Raw genomic sequence first — 22222 nt, forward strand, 5'->3', positions numbered from 1 at the left:
GCACTCCAATACAATCGGAAGAACTTAAATCCAGGAGAGTTTTCTCGAAGCTCTCAGGCCTTTCTTCAATCTACTTTCTCAAGCAGGGCCACAGGGAAATATGCCAAAGCATCGCTCAAGAATATTCCCGGCTCATTGTTTTGCGATTGCACCGTATGCGTCTCATGCGTGAACGCATTGCAAAACTTATCTCCCGCTTTGGAGAAGGGCAGGGCAAGCCAGGTATCTGCCCACACTTCTTTACCAGTTGGCGCCATTTGTCGACCATTGGTGAGCGATACCACCAGCCGTGGGACGATAGTAATGGTGGTTTTGCTCCCATGACAGCGTGCGAAGGCACAGACATGGTTCTTCATTTTCCCTGCCGCACTCAGTGCGACGTAATCCCCTTTTTCAAAATGAACTCGATGTTGCCGCCTGAACTCCAGTGCCCGGTGAACAGTGAACATTTTGACGGCTCCCGTATGGGTTTCGCCAAGAAGCTTTTCAAATTGCGAGCCATGGGTGGAACCGCCTTTCCCCGATGCGTTCCGTAAATTGATAAGCATTTCCTGTCGCAGACTGAAGCCGACCGGGCGGCGATTGTCAGGATCAACCATGCTGAAATCCCACAACTCTGCTCCTTGATAGGTGTCGGGAACTCCGGGTGCGGTTAGCTTGAGGACGGTTTGCGAGAGAGAGTTAAAGATTCCAAAGTAGGCGACCTTGCTCTGAAACTCCCGAAAATCCGTCATGAAGGGAGTATTAAGGTCGAGAATTTCTACAATGAAAGTTTTTACAGCTTCCTCGTAGGCCTGGTTGGGATCATTCCAGGTAGTGTTGGTCTTTGCTTCACGAATCGCCTTGAACATGTAAGCAAGCAAACGTTTCTTGAAATCATCGAACATGCCTGAACGGTCCGCGTCAAAGGGCCACGCTCCAAGCAGTGTCTGATAGAGGAGGTATTCGTCATTTTTGTACGGAGCGGGCGCTCCTGCGACTTCGGTTTTGTATTTGCTGTTTGAAGAAGTCCATCGTTCCACAGCCGCTCTCCATTCAATCGGCATTTCGGAAATGACGTTGAGCCGTGCGCGAACATCCTCCCCTCGCTTGGTATCGTGTGTTGATGTGGCGAGCATGCTGTGAGGCCAGCGCCCGGCCATCCTAAGGTTGTGTTGGTGGAATTGTGCGAGGGAGGTTCCGAACTCTTCAGGACTGCCACCCACTTCATTTAATGATACGAATCGATTGTAGATGTAGAAGACGGTATCTTCGAGCCCCTTTGCCATAACCGGACCGGTGAGTTGCTGAAACTTCAGCACAAATTCCCGGCAATGTCGCCGCCCCGCTTCGTCCAGATCCGCCGGCAGCTGCAGCAGCAGCAAACTCCTGATAAAATCAAATGCTGCCTGATCCGTTTTTGAGTTGCGCTGTTTCGCAGCGCTTATCGCTTCCTCGGTGTGTCTTGCTTCGATCGCGGTCGGTTTTATTGACGTCTCGGTTGCATAGGAGCGATAAACCGGATACGCGGCAATGATCTCTCCCAATGCCTCATGCAATAGCTTGAAAGTAAAATCCTGCCCGTAACGGGAACTCAGGGCGGCACTCTTCAACCGATGCGTCAAGGCGGTTAGCTCGCTTGCCATGAATTCATCGAGAATTCTCTTTTTGCAGGAGTGAACCAGTTCTGAAAACTCCCCGGCGCAGTGAGTAAAGGTTTGATAAATGTCAGCGAACGCATCTGCATTGGTGGAATCGATGAAGATTCCGTTAACCCGGTTTAAAAAGTCATAACCGGTGGTCCCATCCACCGGCCAACCCTCGGGAAGAAGCTCGTCTTTCGTGAGTATTTTTTCTGCCACTACATAAAGAGGGAGAGAGGCGGAATCGGTCTTGTATCGGTTTTTGCGGAATGTATTTTGCAGCCGGGCGAGATACTGTTCCGGATTCCAAAGGCCGTCCGGATGATCTACCCGCAAACCTGTTACTTTCCCTTTCTGCCAGCCAGCGGATTACGAGTTCATGAGCCGCTGCGAAAACGTCGGCTGATTCCATTCGAACTGAGATCAATTCGTTCACGTCGAAGAAACGGCGATAATTAATCTCCTGAGGTCCGACCTTCCAATAGGCAAGACGGTAATGCTGCTTTTGCAGTAGATCATGCAAAACATTAAAAGTTTGAGGCGAATCCACATTCCCATTGATCCTCCCTAAAACTGTTTGAATAGCCTGCTGTAGGGAGTGTGATTCATTGTGGAGTTGTCGAAGTGCCAATTTCCACGATGATAGCCGGAGTTTATTGGAATTTGAATCCTCTGCATCAGAGATTATGGCCTTGATTTGTGAGGAGATCGCCTGGCTGCCTGCACCCAATTCATTCATTACATTTTCAAGGATGGGGGTGGACGATGCGGGCGAAACGGGAAACATTTTATCAAAGTACGCTATCTTTAGAGTGTCATCGTCCCAAACCAGTTGCAGCTCCCCTTTCTCAAGTACGCTTGCATAATGATCTCCCAAAATGGGCAAAATGATTTTGTCGTGCAGGTCGGATTTTAGAGGCTGCCAATCAATGTCGAAATAGCTGGCAAACGGCGACTGCTGTCCGTTTTCCAGGACATCAAAGAGCCAACGGTTGGAGAGATTCATGCCCATGTGGTTGGGCACGAGGTCAAGGACAAGTCCCATTCCAAGCTCGCGCAGCCTGCTGGTAAACTCATTGAAATCATCCTCGGTGCCCAGGTTGGGATTAAGTACCTGAAAATCACAAACGTCATAACCATGCTTGCTTTCAGGAGTGGCCTTAAAAAGCGGTGATGCATAGCAATCGGTGATGCCCAATTCCTTCAAATAAGGGAGTAATTTTGTGGCATCTTTAAAGGTGAAGCCCGCATTGAACTGAAGCCGATAGGTTGTGCATGGAGTGCGGCGGCCTTGTTGTCTGGTATTTCTCAAGCCCGGTGATTTGCTCATGCTTCCAAAGGGTTGACTTCAAATGCCAGGTGATCTCCCAACGATAAAAAGAGGTTCATCCAATCCTTGGAAATCACATCGCCTTGCGTGGCTGCCGCGCGAAATTTTGGCACCGCGAGTTGCAACATTTCGTAATACAAGTTCTGCACACGCCACAGATTCAAGTCCAAGGGCGCTGTTCGAACAATGTCCGTAAGCCCTTCCATGGTCCGCAGAAGCGACATGTTCTCGGGGTTGGCGGCAAAATCCCGCATCATGTTTTCGAGGCGGTTTTTTATTGTGTAACAAAGATCTTCATCAAAAACATTGACGTCCCTGGCCTTGCCTTCAGCGCACAACTTTCGAAGTTTCTCCAGATCGACGTCCTCGGCCGAGAAACCCCGGGTTATGTCTATTTGTAGAATAAAATCTGCGGCAGTCTGCAAGGCGAGTGGCAGATCGGCCCGCAGGTCGGTCAAGAAATGCATCAGCGGCGCATATCTTTCCGTAATTAAACGATACCTGTTTTCGAGGTCCTCCCGCGTGGAAGAGAGAATTTGATAAAGCACCTTTTTCTGTTCGTCTTTGAAAAGGGATTTCAGGGAATAATTTGATCCGTGGAAATGATGATCAATGCGACGGATGACCTCTGGAAAATCGGCCCGCTGGAACGCCTCCTCGAGCTCCTTCTTCAGCAGCTCATAATCTTCCTGCGCCTGAGCCGGTTGGACCCCGCCGGCGAGGTTGTGTTCGCCCAGGTAAATAACCGCGTAGCTCAGATGGGCGCTTTCATGCGTCACCTCATGGGTCACTTTAGTTCTGCCTATCGCCAGTTTTGCCTTGCCAACGGAGAAATCTTCACGGTGTTCCTGTTCAAAACTGCGCATGAAGATTTTCGGGTTTGCGGAGTAGGGGCGAAAAATGGAACTAACCGCATAATGTGCCACGACTTTGTTCCATTCAATCATGGCCGGCTTCACGAATTTTGTGTAGATGCAGGCGCCATCCTGGTGATCAGGAATGTTGCTCTTAGCCTTGGCGAGCAACCCGGTAAATGTGGGCTCGAGATCCTCATGAAATACTTCCTGAGCCAATTGGATGACCTGCGCTGCATATTGGATCACCTGGACCGTTTCGATTCCTGATATTTCATCGAAAAACCAGCCGCAACTGGTGTACATCAGCATCGCATGCCGCTGAAGTTCCATGAGCTTGAGAACCTGGACTTTCTCCGTTTCATTGAGTTCATGATTTGCCTGCTCAGTTAGGAATTTATCCACATTTGCGTGATGTCGGTCCAGAATGACCTGCACATAGGCATCGCGTGCACCCCATGGATTCTTCAGCAACTCTGCGCCCTTCGCTTCAAATAGAGGGGTGATTTGATCTCGCAGCCAGTCCAGAGCTTCGCGCAGAGGGGCACGCCAGCCCTGGTTCCATCCCGCGCGACCTCCCGAGTTGCACCCACAATCGGCCATCCAGCGGCCTACGCCGTGAGAACAACTCCAGGCACTTTTCTCATGGATTTGCACCTCATGCGTGGGAGGATGTGTCTCTAGAAATTCAGCGTAGTTGGTAAGACGTGCAAATTTGTTGTTCTCGATGAATTGTAACGCATAAGCCAATGCCATTTCGCCATGCTTATGATGATGGCCATAGGTTTCTCCGTCCGTGGCGATGTTGACCAGTTGATCACGATTCGCGCGGTCTGAGAAAGCCCCCAGCAATCGAGTTGCGAACTTCTCTCCGCTCGTCAACAGGCGCTCGAAAGCGACCCCCTGGGAGATGGGGCCGTCGTAAAAAAATACCGAAATGCTTCGCCGGGAGGGGAGTTTGATTAAATAGGCACGCGTTGGGTCAATCCGCGCTCCGTCTACGTCCCGCCAATTACGAGCACCAATTTCCCTGGCCCTACTGGCCTGATATGGGGAGAGGATGGTAAATTTTATTCCCTGTTCCGCCAGGACCTCGAGCGTTTCCGTGTCCGCAGCAGTTTCCGCCAGCCACATTCCTTCGGGCTTCCTTCCAAAACGATGTTGAAAATCTTCAATACCCCATAGTACTTGGGTGTATTTATCACGGCGATTTCCCAGTGGCAGGATCATGTGATTGTAAACCTGCGCCAGTGCGGAGCCGTGGCCGGAAAAATTCTGCTGGCTCAGTTGATCCGCTGCCACGATGGCGTCGTGGACATCCGGTTCCTTCTCCTTCATCCAGGCGAGCAGGGTGGGACCAAAGTTGAAACTGATTTTTGAATAATTGTTGACGATCTTCTGGATGCGACCTTCGCCATCGAGCATCCGGGCACAGGTATTGGGCGCATAGCATTCAGCAGTAATCCGTTCATTCCAATCATGGTATGGAGACGCTGAGTCCTGAAACTCGACTTCTTCAAGCCATGGGTTTTCCCGGGGGGGCTGATAAAAATGGCCGTGGATGCAAATGAATTTTTCCATGTTATTACGTCTGCTTGATTCGTCGTAGCACGACGAAGGATTTTGGACTTAAAGTAATGGTGAGCCTTCCATTGGAGCGAATTTCATGGGGGACTTTGCTGCCCTTGCCATTCCAACGTTCCATCGCGGAGTCGAGAATGTTTTGCCAGCCACCAATTGGTATTTCCCAGGTGCAGGTCGTGAGTTCCTGTGCAAAACAAAAGAGGAGACAGATTTCATCATCAGGTGTGTAGTACCGGACAAACAACACGTTTTGTGACTCGCTCGCCTGAGCCTCCAAGGAGTCCTTTTCAGCGTTGGTGATGGCGGGAACCGATTTTCGAATCTCGATTAACTCCCGGTAGAGGTCGTAAAGATTTTGATGACTTTCGTGCGTGCGCAAACGGTGATTTAACTTGCAGGCATTGAAGGTGGATTCAGCCTGCGGGTCGGGCACCTCACCTTCCCAGACAAAGTTTGCAAATTCCTCGCGACGGCCTTTTTGTACCGCCTCAACCAGGCCGCGATCCGTATGACTGATAAAATATTGGAAAGGGGCGCGTTCGCCATATTCCTCGCCCATGAACAGGAGCGGGATAAAGGGAGAGAGCAAGACGCAACCAGCAGCTAATTTGAGATCTTCGAAGGAACAGAGGTTGGCTAACCGATCCCCGAGCATCCGGTTTCCGATTTGATCGTGGTTCTGAGAAAAAACCACGAATTGTTTTGCCTGGTTCAGTTTTGGCGGAAGACCGTGACGACGACGGCGCGTCAATGAATACTCTCCGGTGTAGGTGTAACCTTCGCGGAAGAATTTTTCCAGGCGCTTAATCCCACAGAAATCCGCGTAATAACCATTCTTCTCTCCAGTGAGCAGCACATGAAGGCAATGATGGAAGTCGTCGCTCCATTGTGCATCCAAACCATACCCGCCGAGGTTCCCGGGTAAAATGACCCTTGGGTTGTTAAGGTCACTTTCGCCGATCAAGTGAAACCTTCGATTTAGCATCTCGGATCTTCGTTGAGTGATTTGCGAGAGTTCCTGCAAGAATGGAAAAGCCGAGGCATCTCGGATCGCATGGATTGCATCGAGACGCAAGGCATCCATGTGGAAGTCCGTTTGCCAATGGAGAGCATTTTCCAGAAAGAATCGTCGGACTTCATCACTATCGGGACCATCGAAATTGAGAGCTGGCCCCCAAAAGGTGTGGTAATCCTCCGAGAAGTAGTTTCCAAAGTCACGCAGGTAGTTCCCCTCAGGACCCAGATGATTGTAAACAACATCCAGTATGACTGCGAGACCAACCTGATGGCATGCGTTGACCAGACGTTTGAGTTCATTAGGTCCACCATAGGAGTTCTGGACCGCAAACAAGTCCACGCCATCGTAACCCCAATTTCTATCGCCCGGAAATTGGGCTACGGGCATCAATTCTATCGCTGTAATGCCCAGTTCCTTTAGCTCTGGAAGATAGGGAATAATCGCTGCAAATGTTCCTTCCTGAGTGAAGGTGCCAACGTGGAGTTCGTAAATAATGTAGTCCCGCAAAGGCAGCCCAAACCAGTCTGAATCGGTCCATTCAAAATATGAATCAATAACTTCTGAAGGACCGTGGACTCCTTCGGGTTGAAACCTTGAAACCGGATCCGGTCGTTCAATTGTATTATCAAGCCGCAGGAAGTATCGTGCTCCCGGTGCAACCTTCTCGAAGGTTGCTCGGTGATAACCCCGTTCGGAGCGCAGGGGCAGGATGCGATCGTTTGGACTGACCTGGTGTAACTCCACTATTTTGGCATTGGGTGCCCAAACCTCGAAGGAGCAACGCCCTTCACCGAGATAGGTGGCACCCAGTTGAAGCCTGCTCGCTTCAAGGATTGGTTGATTTCTTTGATTCATTGTTATTGTCCGCTGCCAGCAACTCAAGAAGGCCCTGCATGGGAATTTTTATCCAATCAGGGCGATGGTATTGTTCATAGGCAGTTTCAAATACCGCCCTTTCAAGCAAGTGCGCCTGCAGCAGAACAGCAAGCTCCTCCCTGGATTGAGGCAGGAGATCAGTCCTGCCAACCACCTGCAAATAAGACTTCAAAAAAATCACGCTCATCCAGAAATGCCAGAAACGCATCCAAGGTTCCAAACGCGCCACGTCTTCGGGATGGAAGGTCCCCAGCTCAACCTGCTTCAAGACCGCAGAATGCATTGCGTAATACAAGGAACGAATCATCACCGCTACGTCGTACATCGGGGAGCGTTTAATCCGGCGTTCGCCCAACGTGTGTGCCGGTTCGCCTTCAAAGTCGATTACCATGAAATCCTTGCCTGTATCGAGTACTTGCCGGAGGTGGAAATTGCCGTGGCAACGAATGCGCATCCCGGTGATGCGTGTTTCATAAATCGCCCGAAGACGCTTCAAGATATCACTCTCGGAATTAACAACTTTTTCCAATAACTGTGCTTCTGCTCCCGCCAAATGACTGATCTGCCCTCGGAGATACCGTACGCAATGAACGGTCCTATTGCGCATGGATTGGTAAAGGGCGCGTTGGTAGTAAGGTGTGAATGGTTCAGGAACAAAATCCTTGTTTTCCAAATCCGAAGCCAGAGCGAGATGGAGCTCGCCAGTGCGTTGTCCCAGAAGTCGGACAGATTCGGAAAAAGCACCGAGAATTTCCAGGATTCCATTCGGGATTTCTTTATCGACCAGAGATACTGCCGTGCCATCAACAGCAGGAGACAACTGAGATTGCTCGGGCAGGGTCCGGACTCGTTCGAAAAATCTGCCCAGAGAATCCAGGGTCAGATCCCAGGCCAGCCTGCTGCCGGGCACGAACACTGTAGCGATGCCAATGCTGGAGGAGGTGCCGGTGTTTCCTTGATATTCCAATAATCCGGCTACCGGCGGGCTATGGGAAAACCTCTTCTCGGTCAGGAACAAGCCAACCTCCAAATCCGGATTCACTCCAGCCTCAATCTTGCGAAATAATTTGATCAGAAACTTTTCTCCAACCTGAATTGAAGTGTTCCTGTGTTCAGCCTTGTCAAGCATGGCATCTTTGGGCAGCGGAGAGCCGTCACGATTTGTTCGCAGCGCAAAGGTTTGAGTGACTGTCAATTCACCTTCATTCCCGCGAAACGTCCGCCGCTTGGCAATGGCTTCCAGCAGCGTGCTGCCAAAGGCTTTGTTGCAGACTGAATCATACAGTATGCCTTCGATCTCACGTCCGGTCAGGCGCAAGCGCGCAACCTCCAAGTGGGGATAATCGGTTCCGACCTGTTCAGCCTTCTTCCCGGAGGCAAAGGCGAGAGGAATCAGATATTGCTCCGGGTCCGCTTGAACATAGTCCACCCCGACAATACAGATCATTCCTTTTTCAGAATCAAAGTTGAATGGAATGGTTTCCTTGATACGCACGGAACGTATCTCCCTTCCCAGACCGTTAAACCAGGGGCGGAGCTTCAGATAGCCGGGCAGGCAATTCTCCAGTTCACGGCGAGCGCGTCCGGTAAAAACCTCCTCCCATGCATCCGACACGGTGAGCGTGGTAAGAACAGGAGTGGCGACCGGCAGATGTTTCGCCTCCCCGACTGGCCGGGGTTCCAGGGAGAACCAATAAGCCATGTGCGGCCCCAGAGTTAGAAAATAAGGTTTTTCAGTGATCTGAGGAAATTCGGTGCGACCGAAAAGTTCCAGGGGAATGGCATCTTTAAAAGCCGACAAATCCAATTCAACTGGCTGAGTAAAGCGGGAGAGATTGGCAACCACCAAGATGCGCTCCTGTTCGTGTCGCCTGATGAAAGCCAAAACTTTCCGGTTATTGGGTTTTAAAAATTCAAGCGACCCTTGACCAAACGCATGCCAACGTTTGCGCAGGGTCAGGACCTGTTTCATCCACCAGAGCAGGGAATGAGGATTGCGTTGTTGGGCCTCCACGTTTACGGATTCGTAATGATATTCCGGGTCGAGGATGATGGGGAAATACAGGGCTTGAGGTGACGCGCGCGAGAAGCCGGCATTCTTGTCCGAACTCCAGTGCATGGGTGTCCGCACACCATTACGATCTCCGAGGAAAATATTATCGCCCATCCCAATCTCATCGCCGTAATAAACCACCGGGGTTCCCGGCATTGACAAAAGCAGCAGGTTGAGAAGCTCAATTTTTTTACGATCATTTCCCAATAGAGGAGCCAATCGGCGGCGGATTCCGAGATTGATCCGCGCCTTGGCTTCGTTGGCGTAAACGCGGTACATATAGTCCCGCTCCTCATCGGTCACCATTTCCAGCGTCAGCTCATCATGGTTGCGCAGGAACAACGCCCACTGACTGGTTTCGGGAATGGGAGGGGTTTGTTCCATGATGTCAACGATGGGAATTCGATCTTCCATGCGGACGGCCATGAAAAGACGGGGCATAAGCGGAAAATGAAAGGCCATCTGGCATTCGTCCCCTTTACCGGCGCCAAAGTAGGTTACGGCGATTTCGGGCCAGTTGTTGGCTTCCGCAAGCAACATCCGATCGCCATATTTGTCATCAAGGTGCTTTCGCAGGGTTTTGAGATACTCGTGGGTTTCCGGGAGATTGTCACAGGAAGTTCCTTCACGTTCGTAGAGATAAGGAACTGCATCCAGGCGAAATCCGTCAACACCCAGGTCGAGCCAAAAGTCCAGGACGTTGATTATTTCCTTATGCAGCCGGGGATTGTCGTAATTCAGATCCGGCTGATGAGAATAGAACCGGTGCCAATAGTATGCCTGGGCCACATGATCCCACGTCCAGTTGGAAGGCTCAAAATCGTTGAAGATGATGCGGACATTTTTGTACTTTTCAGGCGTGTCGCTCCATACATAAAAGTCGCGTTCTGGCGAACCGGTCTTGGCACGCCGGGCTCGTTGGAACCAGCGGTGTTGGTCGGATGTATGGTTCAATACAAGTTCGGTAATGACACGCAGGCCTCTTTGATGGGCTTCTCTTATGAAAGTTTTGAAATCAGCCAGGGTTCCATATATCGGGTTTATGGAATAATAATCTGCTGTATCGTAACCATCATCCTTGAGCGGGCTGGGATAAAATGGCAACAGCCAGAGTGCCGTTACCCCCAAGTCCTGAAGGTAATCCAGTTTTTGTGTCAGGCCACGAAAGTCTCCTATGCCGTCGCCGTTACTATCGAAAAATGCCCTGACATGCAGTTCATAGATAATTGCATTTTTGTACCAAAGTGGGTCTTTATCGAGCAGAATCAGCTGTTTTTTACTTCTTGCCATCTTTAAAATCTGTTAATTGGCCGGTATGGGAGACAAGCCTCCCAGGATACCCATGGGAAGGAGGCCACTTTTAAATTTCCACTGCTGAGTCTAACGTTCAAGGGCTTGAAGCGTGTATTCGGGCTCTCATATGAAGTTCAGTAGATTCTAAAAGGATAGCTAAATGGTTGTCCCATGAGGGACTAACCCATTCTTTGGAATGATTACAATTCCATCACGAATGAAATAGAGGGGGTGATCGAGTTCCTTCGCCTTGCCAACAGGGGAAATGGTGCAGTTGTCACCTATGCGGGCATTCTTATCAATTATGGCATTATCGATCCGGGTATTCCTGCCAATACCAATCCGGGGCTTGCCTTCCGCTTCATGCTGCTTAATCGAGTTCCCTGTCTCATAGTAATCGCTGCCCATAACAATGGTTCGATCCAATTGGGCTGACTCTCCAATGATACTGCGTAAACCTAGAACACTCTGTGTGATTTTGGCGCGCGTGATGATGCAACCTTCCGAGATCAGCGATTGCTCAATTATGCCGCCGTTAATCTTTGCCGCTGGCAGAAACCTTGGCCTGGTAAAAATCGGGGCGGTCATGTCAAAAATATTAAATCTCGGCTGCAGGGTTGTGAGATCAAGGTTGGAGTCAAAAAAAGCCCGAATCGTTCCAATATCTTCCCAGGCCCCTTGGAATACATAGGCACAAACGCGGTGTGTGCGAATGGCTTGCGGAATAACATCCTTGCCAAAGTCATGCAGCGACTCCTCAACGAGGTCAAACAATGCTTTACGACTGAATACGTAAATTCCCATTGAAGCCAGAAACAATTCCTGATTTCCATGAATGTCCAGCTTCTCGTACCACTCCTGTCCCAGTCGAAATTTGTCCTGAACTGCGGGGTCTTTTGGTTTTTCAACGAACTCGGTGATTCGAAAATCCGGATCCATTCGCATAATTCCGAATCCCGGTACCTGGTCGCGTGTGACAGGAATTGTCGATACCGTGACATCGGCTTTGCTCGCAATGTGTTGCGCGACAATGGTCCGATAATCCATCCGATATAGCTGATCACCACTGAGAATCAGCAGGTAATCAAAATGCAGGTTGGAGAGATGGATGAAATTCTTGCGCACCGCATCCGCTGTGCCTTGGTACCAGGAAGTATCGGTAAGTGTCTGTTCCGCCGCCAGGATTTCTACGAACCCCGCGGAAAACACATCGAATTTGTAAGATTGGGAAATATGACGGTGAAGCGAGGCGGAATTGAACTGTGTGAGCAGGAAAATCCTCGGCATGCCGGAGTTAATGCAGTTTGAGATCGGGATATCGACGAGCCGGTATTTGCCACCGAGCGGCACTGCGGGTTTGGAACGGTCCTTTGTGAGGGGGAACAAACGCGTGCCTCGACCTCCGCCCAGAATTACAGACAAAACATTATTGGTTGTGAAAGGTGTCGGCCATTGACTCTGTGCCATAAAAACTTCTCCCCTGTTTATTATGCCCCGTGGGCGTTTTTCCCTTTGATCCCTGGAGAAGCGATGCCTTCTCTCTCGATTCGTTCAACATGGGACAGGCCTGCAATCAGTTGTGGGAAGGCGAAAAACCCACTTAAATTTCTTAATTCCATTCCTTCTTTAGGCTAATTAAACGGAAGAGGTTACGATATGGGGTACATCCCTGACGATAGGCAGTCAATTTGCAACAAAGATGAATGTGAACGGGCGGAGATGCTTTATCGAAGAGTGCTTTCTCCTGCTGGATGCAGCACCCAATGCCCAACGAGGAGAGAACGACAAACCTCTACTCTACTTAAGCTGAACGACTTCGATGCCCCAAGGGCCCTTTCCGGTTTTGATTCTCTTGATTTCCCGCGCTGTTTCTACATCAATAACCGAGATGTCATTTGAAGGGCCGTTGGCGACGTAGATGGTTTTGCCGGAAGGTGAAATGCCGATTCCGCGTGCATGGGGACCAACGGCGACGGATTTGATATATGATTTTCCTGGCACGTCCACGAGGCAAACCGTGCCTGCGGTGCCAGAAGTGACGTACAGGGTTTTAGCATCCCGTCCGACGGCAATCTCTGTTGGATGGGAACCCTTGGGCAGGGCAACAGTGCTGACCAAGGCAAGGTTTGTCATGTTGATGATGTTGAGATAGTTGGTGGAAGCAGAAGGCACAAACGCGCTCGCACCATTCGGCATAAACTTAACCATGCGTGGATTGGCTCCAACAGGATACTGGTCGGCAATCTGATTGTTTCCCGGGTCAATTGAAAAGAGCCAATTATCAGCTTCGCAGGTAACATAAATAAGCTTTCCGTTTGGAGCAAAGGAGATTCCACCGGGGCCCGTGCCAACGGGAATGACCTTGATAATCTTTCCGCTGGGCATATCCACCACACTTACAGTGGCCATGTCTCGATTGGGAACGTAAAGATGGAAGCCACTCGGATCCACAAGAAACTGTTCAGGATCGGAGCCAACCGAAAGTCTGCGAACCAGCGCACCTCGTTGCAGATCGATGACAGCAATTCCATCTGCGGAATGGTCAGGATATTTAACCACATTCCTTTCGGCGTCCAACGGCAGGCTCTCAAAATAGGGACTGCCACTCAAGGCAACGTAAAGCAATCTTCCATCCGCACTGGCATGAATTCCTCGTGGCCGCCGCCCAACCGGCACGGTGGTCATTACATCACCATTAGGACCATCGATGATGGTGACATCCCCGGACTTTTCGTTGCTAACGCAAACGACATAGGTGGTGAGTAACCTTTGAGCGAGGCAGGAAGATGCCAGGTTCATTAGGATGATTGAGGCCAAACCCATTGTTGCGATGATGTTTCTCATAAGCTTTCCCATTTGAAAAAGTCCGCTGCAAAAGTTTCCTGGATACGGCTATTGTTTGGTTATGAAAATGTTGCTGCCGACTTGGACGTGATTTTATCCTCCCTCACGATCGTGAATATGGGTATTTTACCGACCCTGAATAACAGTGCGTGTTTGGTTTGGCGCTAAGAATAGTTGCCTGTCAGGCTGTAAAATGGCGCGTCACTTTTCGGATTCCAGCTCCAATTCCGCGGATGTAATCTTCATCCATCGCTTGATTGATGCGAATAAGCACACAGGTTTCTAAAATTGCCTCCGCCTCCGGGCAGGAGATTTTAGTATAATCCATTTTTGTCAGGCCCATCTCCCGAATGGGCCAGCGTCCGGCAAAGAACGAATGGTTTTGGAATAACGGTTTTTTATAAAGTGGTTCAGGGATATATCCAGCGCTCGCGGCGATACCTTCGGCATTCAGAGCCTTCACAAACTGTTCACGCCCACAATGGATGAATTTCGGCTGAATTCTGAGTATATAGGAATAATAGGAACAGCGATCCCGTTCATCCACCTGATGTGCAGTAATGCCTGGAAGCCCCTGTATTTCTCTCGTAAGCAGATTTCCGAGTTTGGCTCGTTGGGCGGCAATTCCCTGCATACGAGTCATTTGGGCCGCAGCAAAGGCAGCTTGCAGTTCGCTCATCCGATAATTGGTCGCCAGGATTTCGGTAGCTTGTTTGACATTGTTGCGATCAATCCCTTTGTCGGCAAACGGTTGCAGTCGTTGCCCAAACCGTTCGTCGTTGGACGCAACAATTCCACCCTCTCCGCAGGTTATTTGTTTGGAATCCTGTAGCGACCAACAAGCGATGTGTCCGATGGTGCCGACTGGCTTGCCTTGATACGCGGCACCCCAGGCTTGGGCACAATCCTCGATCAGAATTAAACCGTGTTGATCCGCCACTTGCTTCAGTTGATTGAGCTTGCTTGGGTTGCCAGCCAAATGAACGGCAATGATGGCTTTGGTGCGGGAGGTAATTTTGCGCTCAACATCAGCAATCTCCAGGTTGTAGTCGTGCGGATTCAGGTCGGCAAAAACCGGAACTGCCTGCTGGAAGAGAATTCCGATGACCGTTCCCATGTCGGTGATCGGGGTGGTGATGACTTCGTCCCCGGGGCCTATACCCGCAGCGGCAATCGCAACGTGTACAGCGGCTGTACCTGAAGAGCAGGTCATAACATGTTTCAACGGATAGTGCTCCCTGAAACGCTGGATCAGCAGGGTTGTTTGCGGTGCTTTCCAGTATAACAGAGTCGATTGGCTTAGCAGGGATAACAGGCGCTCCCGTTCTGGCTCACCCCAACGGATTAGCTTTTGAGACGGGTTCTTCAATGACTTGCTGCCGCCTTCAATAGCCAGTTTGGTGGCATCATCCGACTTAAGATCCACTCCTTCGGCTGGCAGTTGGCTCGCTAGAAGCGTGGCGGAAGTGACAGCAATAAATTGTCTTCGAGACAGGTCGCGAGGTGACATAAATTTTGAGTTGAATGCACATCACATTATCCAAAAGCTTCGATGCTGCCAGCCTTTTCCAAACCCGGATATTGAAACAATGGCAAGTATGTATTGCTTCCTGAACAGATTGATTCAGGAAAACTGTTTGTTAAACCATCCGGGACTAAACCTCCGCTACGGAGTGTAGGGAATTATTCCATTGGCATTCAGTTTGTAGCCCCAGCGGTCAAGGTAAGCCTGACCTGGCAAAAACTGGTCGTTTGCCTCCGCCAGTTTTTGCAGGAGGATCTTTTCCAAATCTTCCTCGAGCTGAGCACATTCCGGCTGGCCTACCAGGTTGTCCATTTGCGCAGGGTCCTCCAGGTTGTCGAACAAAAGCCAGGGTCCATTCAAATCGCGGACGTACGTATAACGGGTGGTGCGGATGCCTCTGTATTCCCGGCCGCCATGTTGACGGCTATATTCTCCGAACGGCACAGGACAACTGATGAGAGTCGCACCATCCGACGGATTTACATCCCCCTGAAGATAGGCGCTATAGTCAATACCCTCAACGGTGTTGGGCACTGGTGCCCCGCATAATCCAAGAATGGTGGGCATGAAGTCGGGCGAGTTGAAAGGGGCATCCAGTTTCCTCGGCTGAGTCCCGAGCCCAGCCGGCCAGCGCATCAGTAGAGGCACACGGATTGATTCATCAAAAGGATGCTGCTTTTTTACCAGTCCATGGGAGTGGAGCATGTCTCCATGGTCTGAGGTAAATATGACCAGCGTGTTGGTTTCCAACCCGGTATCCTTGAGAGTTTGCAAAAGCGTTCCCACGCAGCTATCGATTGCTGTGCAGTGAGAATAGTATCCGGCCAGATTTGTTTGTGCGGACGCACGCATTCCGGGCGGAACGTTGAGGCGGGTTTTTATTTTCGCAGCCTGATATTGAGAACGATATGTTGCTGGAGCTGTCTGGTAGGGATCGTGCGGCGGTCCCCATGAAAGATAAAGAAAGAATGGCTTTTTAGCGTGGGAATGATTGCGTAAATACTGAGATGCGTCATGGGTTTGAGCAAACACGTCATAACCATCCCATTTCAGTTTGAACGGAAGGTCAGCGAAATAAAAGGAGTTGTTATATTGGTGAGTGCATTCGAGTACTTTCCAATAATCAAAATTTTGCCGGCGCTCGCGGGGAATGAACTGAGACCGCCCATGGCCATCCAGATGCCATTTGCCGATGCAAGCCGTGTCATAACCTGCTTGATGCAAAACCTTGGAAAGTGTGATGGCCTTCGGAGAAAGCGGGACGTCATTCACGAAGACTCCGTGAGTCAGAGCCCGTTGGCCGGTCATGAGTGACGCACGGGTTGGAGAGCAAACGGGCACACTCGAAACCGCATTCACAAAATCGACACTCTCACTTTGAAGATGATCCAGATGCGGGGTTTTAACATCTGGATTGCCGTTATAACCCATGGCTTCTGCCCGCCATTGGTCAGCAATTATGAACAGAACGTTTGGGGGTTGAGTCGCGGCACAGCTTGTCGAGCCTGCCGAAATAAGGAATAGAAAAAGCCACAGCAACGGTACATTAAAACGCGTTAAGAATGTACTCAACATTTTTCGATTGTATTTCCAACTATGCTCTATGGAAGCGAAAAACATAAATAGGTTAAAATTAAATTGCCAGTAGACTTCTCGGTTCGGCGGAACGTTTCAGTGCCAAATTCCATGCGCTGGTGCGCTGCAATCTGTTTCCAATGGCGGCACGGCATTGCCACCGTGCCGCCTTTAGGAGCCTTGGTTGTTGTGCGGTTACCTGAGGAAAGCCTCGTGCAGTCCGCCATCCACGGTGATTACCTGTCCGGTTGTTTTGGAGAGACGCTTCGTCAGCAACAGGAAGAACGCTTCCGCCTGGTCAGCCGGGGTGATCGGATTCTTGGTTAACGTGCGATCCGCATAAAACTTCGCCAGCTTGGTGGTGAGTGACTCAGTCGCTTCGGTTTCAGCATATGGAATGTTGTATTTCGCCAGGCTCGCAATCACACGGTCCCGCGGGAACATGGAGCTACCTTGAACCACCGTCGCTGGCGCCACTCCGTTCACTCGAACGAGCGGTGAAAGTTCGATCGCCAGTTCCCGAACCAAGTGATTTGCTGCTGCCTTGGAAGCGTCATAGGCAACCGAGCCTTTCTTGGCGACAACCGCATTGGCACTGGTGGTCAGCACCAAATTGCCGGAGAGACCCTGTTCCTTCCAAGTCTTGAAGGCTTCATCAGCCACGATGTAGCTGCCGGTCACATTGATGGCAAAAGTAAGCGCCCACTTGTCATCCGGAATGTGGCCGGTGGTGTCTGGAGCCACGAAGATGCCGGCGGTGATGGCCAGGGAATCAAAGCCACCATAGGCCAGCGCCACCTGGTCAAGCATCACGCGAACGCTGGCGCGATTGGTGATGTCACAAGCCAGGCCAATGGCGGGGCCGCAATTGGAAAGACCTGTTCCCGCCACCCCAATGCCCAAACCATATTTGTCCGTTATTTCCTTGGCCGTTACCTGCGCAGCTTGAGCATTCACATCCACACAAACGATATGAGCGCCTTCCTTCACCAAACGATGCGCCACCTCTTTACCGATGCCTGAACCTGCACCAATCACGACGATAATCTGACGCGCCAATTCCTTCTCAGCCGGCATCCGCTGGAGCTTCGCTTCTTCCAACAACCAATATTCGATATCGAATGCCTCCTGCTGCGGCAAGGCGATATACTTATCAATCGCTTCGGAACCGCGCATGACTTCCACTGCGCAGTTGTAGAACTCAGCCGTCACACGCGATTCGCTCTTATCCTTGCCCCACGCCACCATGCCCAATCCAGGAATGAGAATCACCGTGGGATTGGGATCGCGCATGGCAGGGGAGTTCGGGCGCTTGCACTTGTTGTAATAATCGGCGTAGTCCTTCCGATATTGTTCCAAACCGGCGGTCAATTTCTTCTTAAGCAACTCAACGTGCTTGTCAATTGAAGCCTCGTCGCAACTGCCAGATTCAAGAGGGATATAGAGCGGCTTGATCTTCGTGCGGAGAAAATGATCGGGGCAACTCGTTCCAAGTTCGGCCAAACGCGCTGCATCTTTCGAGTTTACGAAGCGCAGGATTTTTTCATCATCCTGGATGGTGCCAATAAAACGCTTTTGCTGGCTTACCTGGCCGCGCAGCCAGGGCAGCAGTTTCGCAAACACCTTGTTGCGCAAAGCTTCGGGAAGCGTATTATGAATTTGACCGCCGAACGCAGTCTGGTCGCCACCTTTTTCGGCATACTTCTTTTCGATGTATTGGGCCGCCTTCTCAATCAATTCCAGCGAACGAAAATAACATTCCTTTTCATCGTCGGACCAGTTGATCAGTCCATGTTGGCCCATGATGATGCCAATGGCTTTGGGGTTTTCTTTGCAAATCTTCTGCATCTCCAGACCCAGCTCAAATCCGGGGCGCAACCAGGGAGTGTGAACGACTTCATCCCCATAAATCTCCTTCGTGAGCTTCACGGAATTGGCGGAAGCCGCCACCGAGATTGCCGCGTTGGGATGCGTGTGATCCACATGCTTGGCGGGAATGAAGGAGTGCAGGGGGGTGTCGATGGACGAAGCACGCGGGTTCAGGTTGAAGGTGCAATGATTATACATGCCCACCATATCATCTTCGGCCTGGGTCTTTGGTCCCTTCTGAGGATATGCGCCATAAACCTTTTGCAACGAGACCAGCTTGTCCTGATACAACGAGGAGAAATTCTCACGTGTTGAAGTACGCAGATCGCCACCCGAACCTTTGACCCACAAAACTTCGACTGGCTGTTTGCTGAGCGGATCAGTTTCCGAAAGCTTGGCTGAAGTATTGCCGCCACCCGTATTGGTGATGCGTTGATCGGTGCCAAGCTTGTTGGAGCGATAGATTAAACGGCCCACGGCATCCAGCTTGGCCGCTTCCTCATCGTTCCAGAGATTGTTCACGTACTTAAAGGACTTGTTCATATTTGTGATATTGGGTGATATCCTATCTGTTCAGTTAAAAGCAGAGAATAGTTAATTTTTTTGGGCCATGCGCTCCCAGCACTAGGATTCTTTCAATATCACCGGTGCGACTCGGACCAGTGATAAAGGAAATAAAACTGGGATAATTGCTCGAATACTTTCGCTTGAGCAAATCGAAAGCCGCTGGCAAATCGGCGAGCAACTGCTCCCGACGCGCGAGCACCACATGATGCGGCGGCAACACTGAAAGTGCACGTCCACCTGCGCTGCGACTGGTGACAAGCACACTGCCAGTCTGCGCCACCAGCGCATCGCATGCAGTAATTCCAGCGTCACAACTCTCCAACGCATTCACGTCATACGCTTCATCGGTGCGAACCACCGGCAGTCCCAGTGTCTCGCGTGCCTGCAAAATCAGTTCGCTGCCATGAATGCCGATTCGCCGCCAATTTTCCAGCTTCGCCAGTTCCCGAAGCTTCGCGTTCATTGCTTCACGATTTTCCAGAAGGTGAAAATCGGTCTTTAAGTCGGCCGAGTTGGCGCGGAAAGTAGCGACTTGATCCTCAAAAGTTTTGCCGACGAACGGCAGCCATTGGCTTGTACCGTTCGTGGCCTGTCCATTCACCGGTTTGTGAGCTGTGCCACCGTGATGTTTGCCTGGAACCGGGGCCGTCAATGTCAGTGCTTCCCGAATGCGGCCTAAAATGTTTTCACGCTCGCTCATTGGCGATCCCTCCACCAATCCTTGAAACTTTGCTTCGGCATTTGTGGCAAGTCGCGGGTTTTGGTCCAACTGTAAGCGGGATCAATCGACCTGCCTTTAACCATCCGATGCAACGGCTGCATGAGCCGCGCAATGGTTTTAACCAGCGAATAAACTTCGGGACGATTCACGATTTGCGCAAAAACCCTGAAGCTAAACTTTTCCATTGCGTTCGGCTTCTGTTGCGAACTGTTCCGTCGATTATGCAGCAGGTGATGATGCAAATCGATTTTGACCGGGCAAGCCTCGGTGCAGGCGCCGCAGAGACTCGATGCTGACGAAAGGTGTTTCCAGTCCTGCAATCCCCGCAGATGCGGTGTGATCACTGAACCGACTGGCCCGGAATAAGTTGTGCCGTAGGTGTGACCGCCAACATTTCGGAAAATCGGACAGACATTCAGACAGGCACCACAACGAATGCAATGCAGCGCATCGCGTTGTTCCGGATCTGCCAATAATTCTGTGCGACGATTGTCGAGAAGGACAACGTGAAATTCTTCCGGCCCGTCGCTCTCACCTGGTTGACGCGGTCCACCGTAGAGTGAGTTGTAACCTGTGATCGTCTGCCCGGCACCCGCAGTCGCGAGCATGGGCAGGAACAACGCCAGGTCTTCCATGCGCGGCAGCACCTTCTCAATACCCAGCAGCGAAATCATCGTCTTCGGCAATGCCGCCGTCAGACGCGCATTTCCTTCGTTCTCCGTGATTGAAATCATCCCCGTCTCGGCAATCGCGAAATTCGCGCCTGTGATCCCAATATCTGCCTTTACATATTTATCGCGCAATGCCCGTCGCGCAATCATCGTCAATTCTTCCGGACTATTCGTTGGCGCACTGCCAAGTTCTTTTTCAAAGAGTGCGCTGATGTCTCCGCGCGTCAAATGCATTGCCGGAAAAACGATGTGGTAAGGCGGTTCGTGACGCAGTTGGACAATGAACTCGCCGAGGTCGGATTCCACCACCTCAAATCCTTCCTTTTCCAACGCATCGTTCAAATGAATCTCCTCGGCGGTCATCGCCTTGGACTTCACAATCGTGCGGGCTTTCCGTGCCCGAATGATACCGATAATAATATCGCGGGCCTGCTCGGCCGTGCTGGCCCAATGCACCTTTGTGCCGCGCGCTTCCAGTTTGCGCGCGAATTCCTGGAGATACGTGTCGAGATGATTGATCGCCTCCCACTTGATCTCAGCGGCGGCTTGCCGCGCCGATTGCCAGTCTTGAAACGCAGCCTTCTTCTCGTCTCGCTTGACCTCGTATTTGCCGAGTGCCACCTGAATCAATTGGCGATGACGCAAATCATGGGTGATCTCCTCGGCCTGCTCCTTGAATTGTTCAGCAAAGGTATTCATTGTTGCGCCAATACCTCCGCCAAATGAATCGTCTTGAGCGGTTTACCCTGACGATTCAACAAGCCTTGCACATGCATCAAACAACTCGAATCATTCGAAACAATATAATCTGCGCCCGTTTGCTGGGCTGACGCGCATTTCACCTCGCCCATGGCGGTCGAAATCATCGGAAACTTCGCCGCGAAAGTGCCGCCGAAACCGCAGCAAGTCTCCGCATCCTTCATTTCAATCAATTCCAAATCACGAACCTTGCTCAGTAGAGCGCGTGGAGATTTCTTGATCCCCAATTCACGCAGTCCATGGCAACCGTCATGAAACGTTACCTTCGCCGGGAAGCGCGCGCCCAGGTCTGTCACTCCCAGTTTCGAAACCAAAAAATCAGAAAATTCCCACACGCGCTGCGAAAGCGATTGAGCGTTTGTGGCATGCTCAGTCTTTGCAAAAAGCTCCGGATAAAACACCTTGATCATCGCACCGCAGGAACCCGAAGCCACCACGACCGCCTCCGCATCCTTGAACCGGTTCAGCACATTGGCCGCCACCAGCCGCGATTCCTCCCAACAGCCCGAGTTGAACGCAGGTTGACCGCAGCAGGCAACTTCTTCCGGGCATTCGACCCGATGGCCTAATTTCTCCAGAATTTGCACCATGCTGATTCCCACCTGCGGAAACAGCGTGTCAACAAAGCACGGAATGAACAACGTAATTTTCATCAATATCAACTCGCAACGAACTCCCAGGCTCTGCCACCCATCCGCATGCCGGTTCGCATTCCATTCAAAACAGTTATTTCCGCCGACAACTGACGGTTAGCCATTTCGAAACGGAACGAGTTTCCTATCAAATGCACGGACCTTTTGAAAGCCGTAATAATTCCGCTTTCGACGTCGGGCCAGGGCAGCGGATTCACTCGAATCTTCTCGTTTGGCGTCATTTTGTCTCGGACTCCTTTATGGCATTTCAGCCTCAAAAGTTTTTTAACCTTCCGATACCTTCTAATACCTTCCGATGGCTTCCGATACCGACCGAACCCGATGCACGTATTAATATTTGGAACTCGACTTCCAGCAACGAAGCCCAGACACCGCGCAACAGACCAACTCCGCAAAAAGTTTTCACCG

Annotated in this window: 12 protein-coding genes and 1 pseudogene; all 13 read right to left on the reverse strand. The window is 50.9% G+C overall.

The genetic code is table 11. From position 1 onward, the window contains the following. Positions 1–65 precede the first annotated feature (65 nt). Positions 66–1958, reverse strand: a complete 1893-nt coding sequence (gene treY / locus CFLAV_RS33730; protein ID WP_083809106.1) for a malto-oligosyltrehalose synthase — start codon at positions 1956–1958, stop codon at positions 66–68. A 610-nt stretch (positions 1959–2568) separates the two neighbouring features. Then, positions 2569–2952: pseudogene (locus CFLAV_RS36635) on the reverse strand (alpha-amylase family glycosyl hydrolase); the annotation flags it as partial. Continuing rightward, the gene (locus tag CFLAV_RS23315) at positions 2949–5387 is read right to left on the reverse strand and encodes a DUF3536 domain-containing protein (RefSeq protein ID WP_007417311.1); all 2439 of its coding nucleotides are present in this window, start codon (positions 5385–5387) and stop codon (positions 2949–2951) included. The gene CFLAV_RS23315 and the pseudogene CFLAV_RS36635, both read right to left, overlap by 4 nt. 4 nt (positions 5388–5391) lie before the next feature. Beyond that, positions 5392–7263, reverse strand: a complete 1872-nt coding sequence (gene treZ, locus CFLAV_RS23320) for a malto-oligosyltrehalose trehalohydrolase (protein WP_007417312.1) — start codon at positions 7261–7263, stop codon at positions 5392–5394. After that, complete coding sequence (treS, locus tag CFLAV_RS23325) at positions 7235–10627, reverse strand: maltose alpha-D-glucosyltransferase (protein WP_007417313.1); 3393 nt, start codon at positions 10625–10627, stop codon at positions 7235–7237. The genes treZ and treS overlap by 29 nt, the downstream gene beginning before the upstream one ends. 159 nt (positions 10628–10786) lie before the next feature. Then, complete coding sequence (locus tag CFLAV_RS23330; protein WP_007417314.1) at positions 10787–12097, reverse strand: glucose-1-phosphate adenylyltransferase; 1311 nt, start codon at positions 12095–12097, stop codon at positions 10787–10789. Between the two features lie 330 nt (positions 12098–12427). Next, the gene (locus CFLAV_RS23335) at positions 12428–13474 is read right to left on the reverse strand and encodes a beta-propeller fold lactonase family protein (protein ID WP_160164646.1); all 1047 of its coding nucleotides are present in this window, start codon (positions 13472–13474) and stop codon (positions 12428–12430) included. A gap of 181 nt (positions 13475–13655) precedes the next feature. Next, positions 13656–14984: a DegT/DnrJ/EryC1/StrS family aminotransferase gene (locus CFLAV_RS23340; protein ID WP_007417316.1), complete on the reverse strand. Its 1329-nt coding sequence runs from the start codon at positions 14982–14984 to the stop codon at positions 13656–13658. A 156-nt stretch (positions 14985–15140) separates the two neighbouring features. Then, a complete protein-coding gene (locus CFLAV_RS23345) occupies positions 15141–16574 on the reverse strand; it encodes a sulfatase family protein (protein ID WP_150107556.1) in 1434 nt (477 codons plus the stop codon). A gap of 195 nt (positions 16575–16769) precedes the next feature. Continuing rightward, complete coding sequence (locus CFLAV_RS23350; RefSeq protein WP_007417318.1) at positions 16770–18986, reverse strand: bifunctional rhamnulose-1-phosphate aldolase/short-chain dehydrogenase; 2217 nt, start codon at positions 18984–18986, stop codon at positions 16770–16772. A 34-nt stretch (positions 18987–19020) separates the two neighbouring features. After that, positions 19021–19710, reverse strand: coding sequence for a LutC/YkgG family protein (locus CFLAV_RS32945; RefSeq protein ID WP_007417319.1), 690 nt, complete (start codon positions 19708–19710; stop codon positions 19021–19023). Continuing rightward, positions 19707–21101 (reverse strand): LutB/LldF family L-lactate oxidation iron-sulfur protein, encoded by a 1395-nt coding sequence (locus tag CFLAV_RS23360; RefSeq protein ID WP_007417320.1) that lies wholly within the window; start codon positions 21099–21101, stop codon positions 19707–19709. Before CFLAV_RS23360 ends, CFLAV_RS32945 begins: the two co-directional genes overlap by 4 nt. Continuing rightward, positions 21098–21814, reverse strand: coding sequence for a (Fe-S)-binding protein (locus tag CFLAV_RS23365; protein WP_007417321.1), 717 nt, complete (start codon positions 21812–21814; stop codon positions 21098–21100). Before CFLAV_RS23365 ends, CFLAV_RS23360 begins: the two co-directional genes overlap by 4 nt. Between the last annotated feature and the right edge of the window lie 408 nt (positions 21815–22222).

Origin of the sequence: Pedosphaera parvula Ellin514 (genome assembly GCF_000172555.1) — a bacterium.
GTDB lineage: Bacteria > Verrucomicrobiota > Verrucomicrobiia > Limisphaerales > Pedosphaeraceae > Pedosphaera.

Coding starts and splice junctions, on each gene's coding strand:
- CFLAV_RS23315 (WP_007417311.1), bottom strand. CDS start 5,387: ATGGAAAAATTCATTTGCATCCACGGCCATTTTTATCAGCCCCCCCGG.
- treZ (WP_007417312.1), bottom strand. CDS start 7,263: ATGAATCAAAGAAATCAACCAATCCTTGAAGCGAGCAGGCTTCAACTG.
- treS (WP_007417313.1), bottom strand. CDS start 10,627: ATGGCAAGAAGTAAAAAACAGCTGATTCTGCTCGATAAAGACCCACTT.
- CFLAV_RS23330 (WP_007417314.1), bottom strand. CDS start 12,097: ATGGCACAGAGTCAATGGCCGACACCTTTCACAACCAATAATGTTTTG.
- CFLAV_RS23335 (WP_160164646.1), bottom strand. CDS start 13,474: ATGAGAAACATCATCGCAACAATGGGTTTGGCCTCAATCATCCTAATG.
- CFLAV_RS23340 (WP_007417316.1), bottom strand. CDS start 14,984: ATGTCACCTCGCGACCTGTCTCGAAGACAATTTATTGCTGTCACTTCC.
- CFLAV_RS23345 (WP_150107556.1), bottom strand. CDS start 16,574: ATGTTGAGTACATTCTTAACGCGTTTTAATGTACCGTTGCTGTGGCTT.
- CFLAV_RS23350 (WP_007417318.1), bottom strand. CDS start 18,986: ATGAACAAGTCCTTTAAGTACGTGAACAATCTCTGGAACGATGAGGAA.
- CFLAV_RS32945 (WP_007417319.1), bottom strand. CDS start 19,710: ATGAGCGAGCGTGAAAACATTTTAGGCCGCATTCGGGAAGCACTGACA.
- CFLAV_RS23360 (WP_007417320.1), bottom strand. CDS start 21,101: ATGAATACCTTTGCTGAACAATTCAAGGAGCAGGCCGAGGAGATCACC.
- CFLAV_RS23365 (WP_007417321.1), bottom strand. CDS start 21,814: ATGAAAATTACGTTGTTCATTCCGTGCTTTGTTGACACGCTGTTTCCG.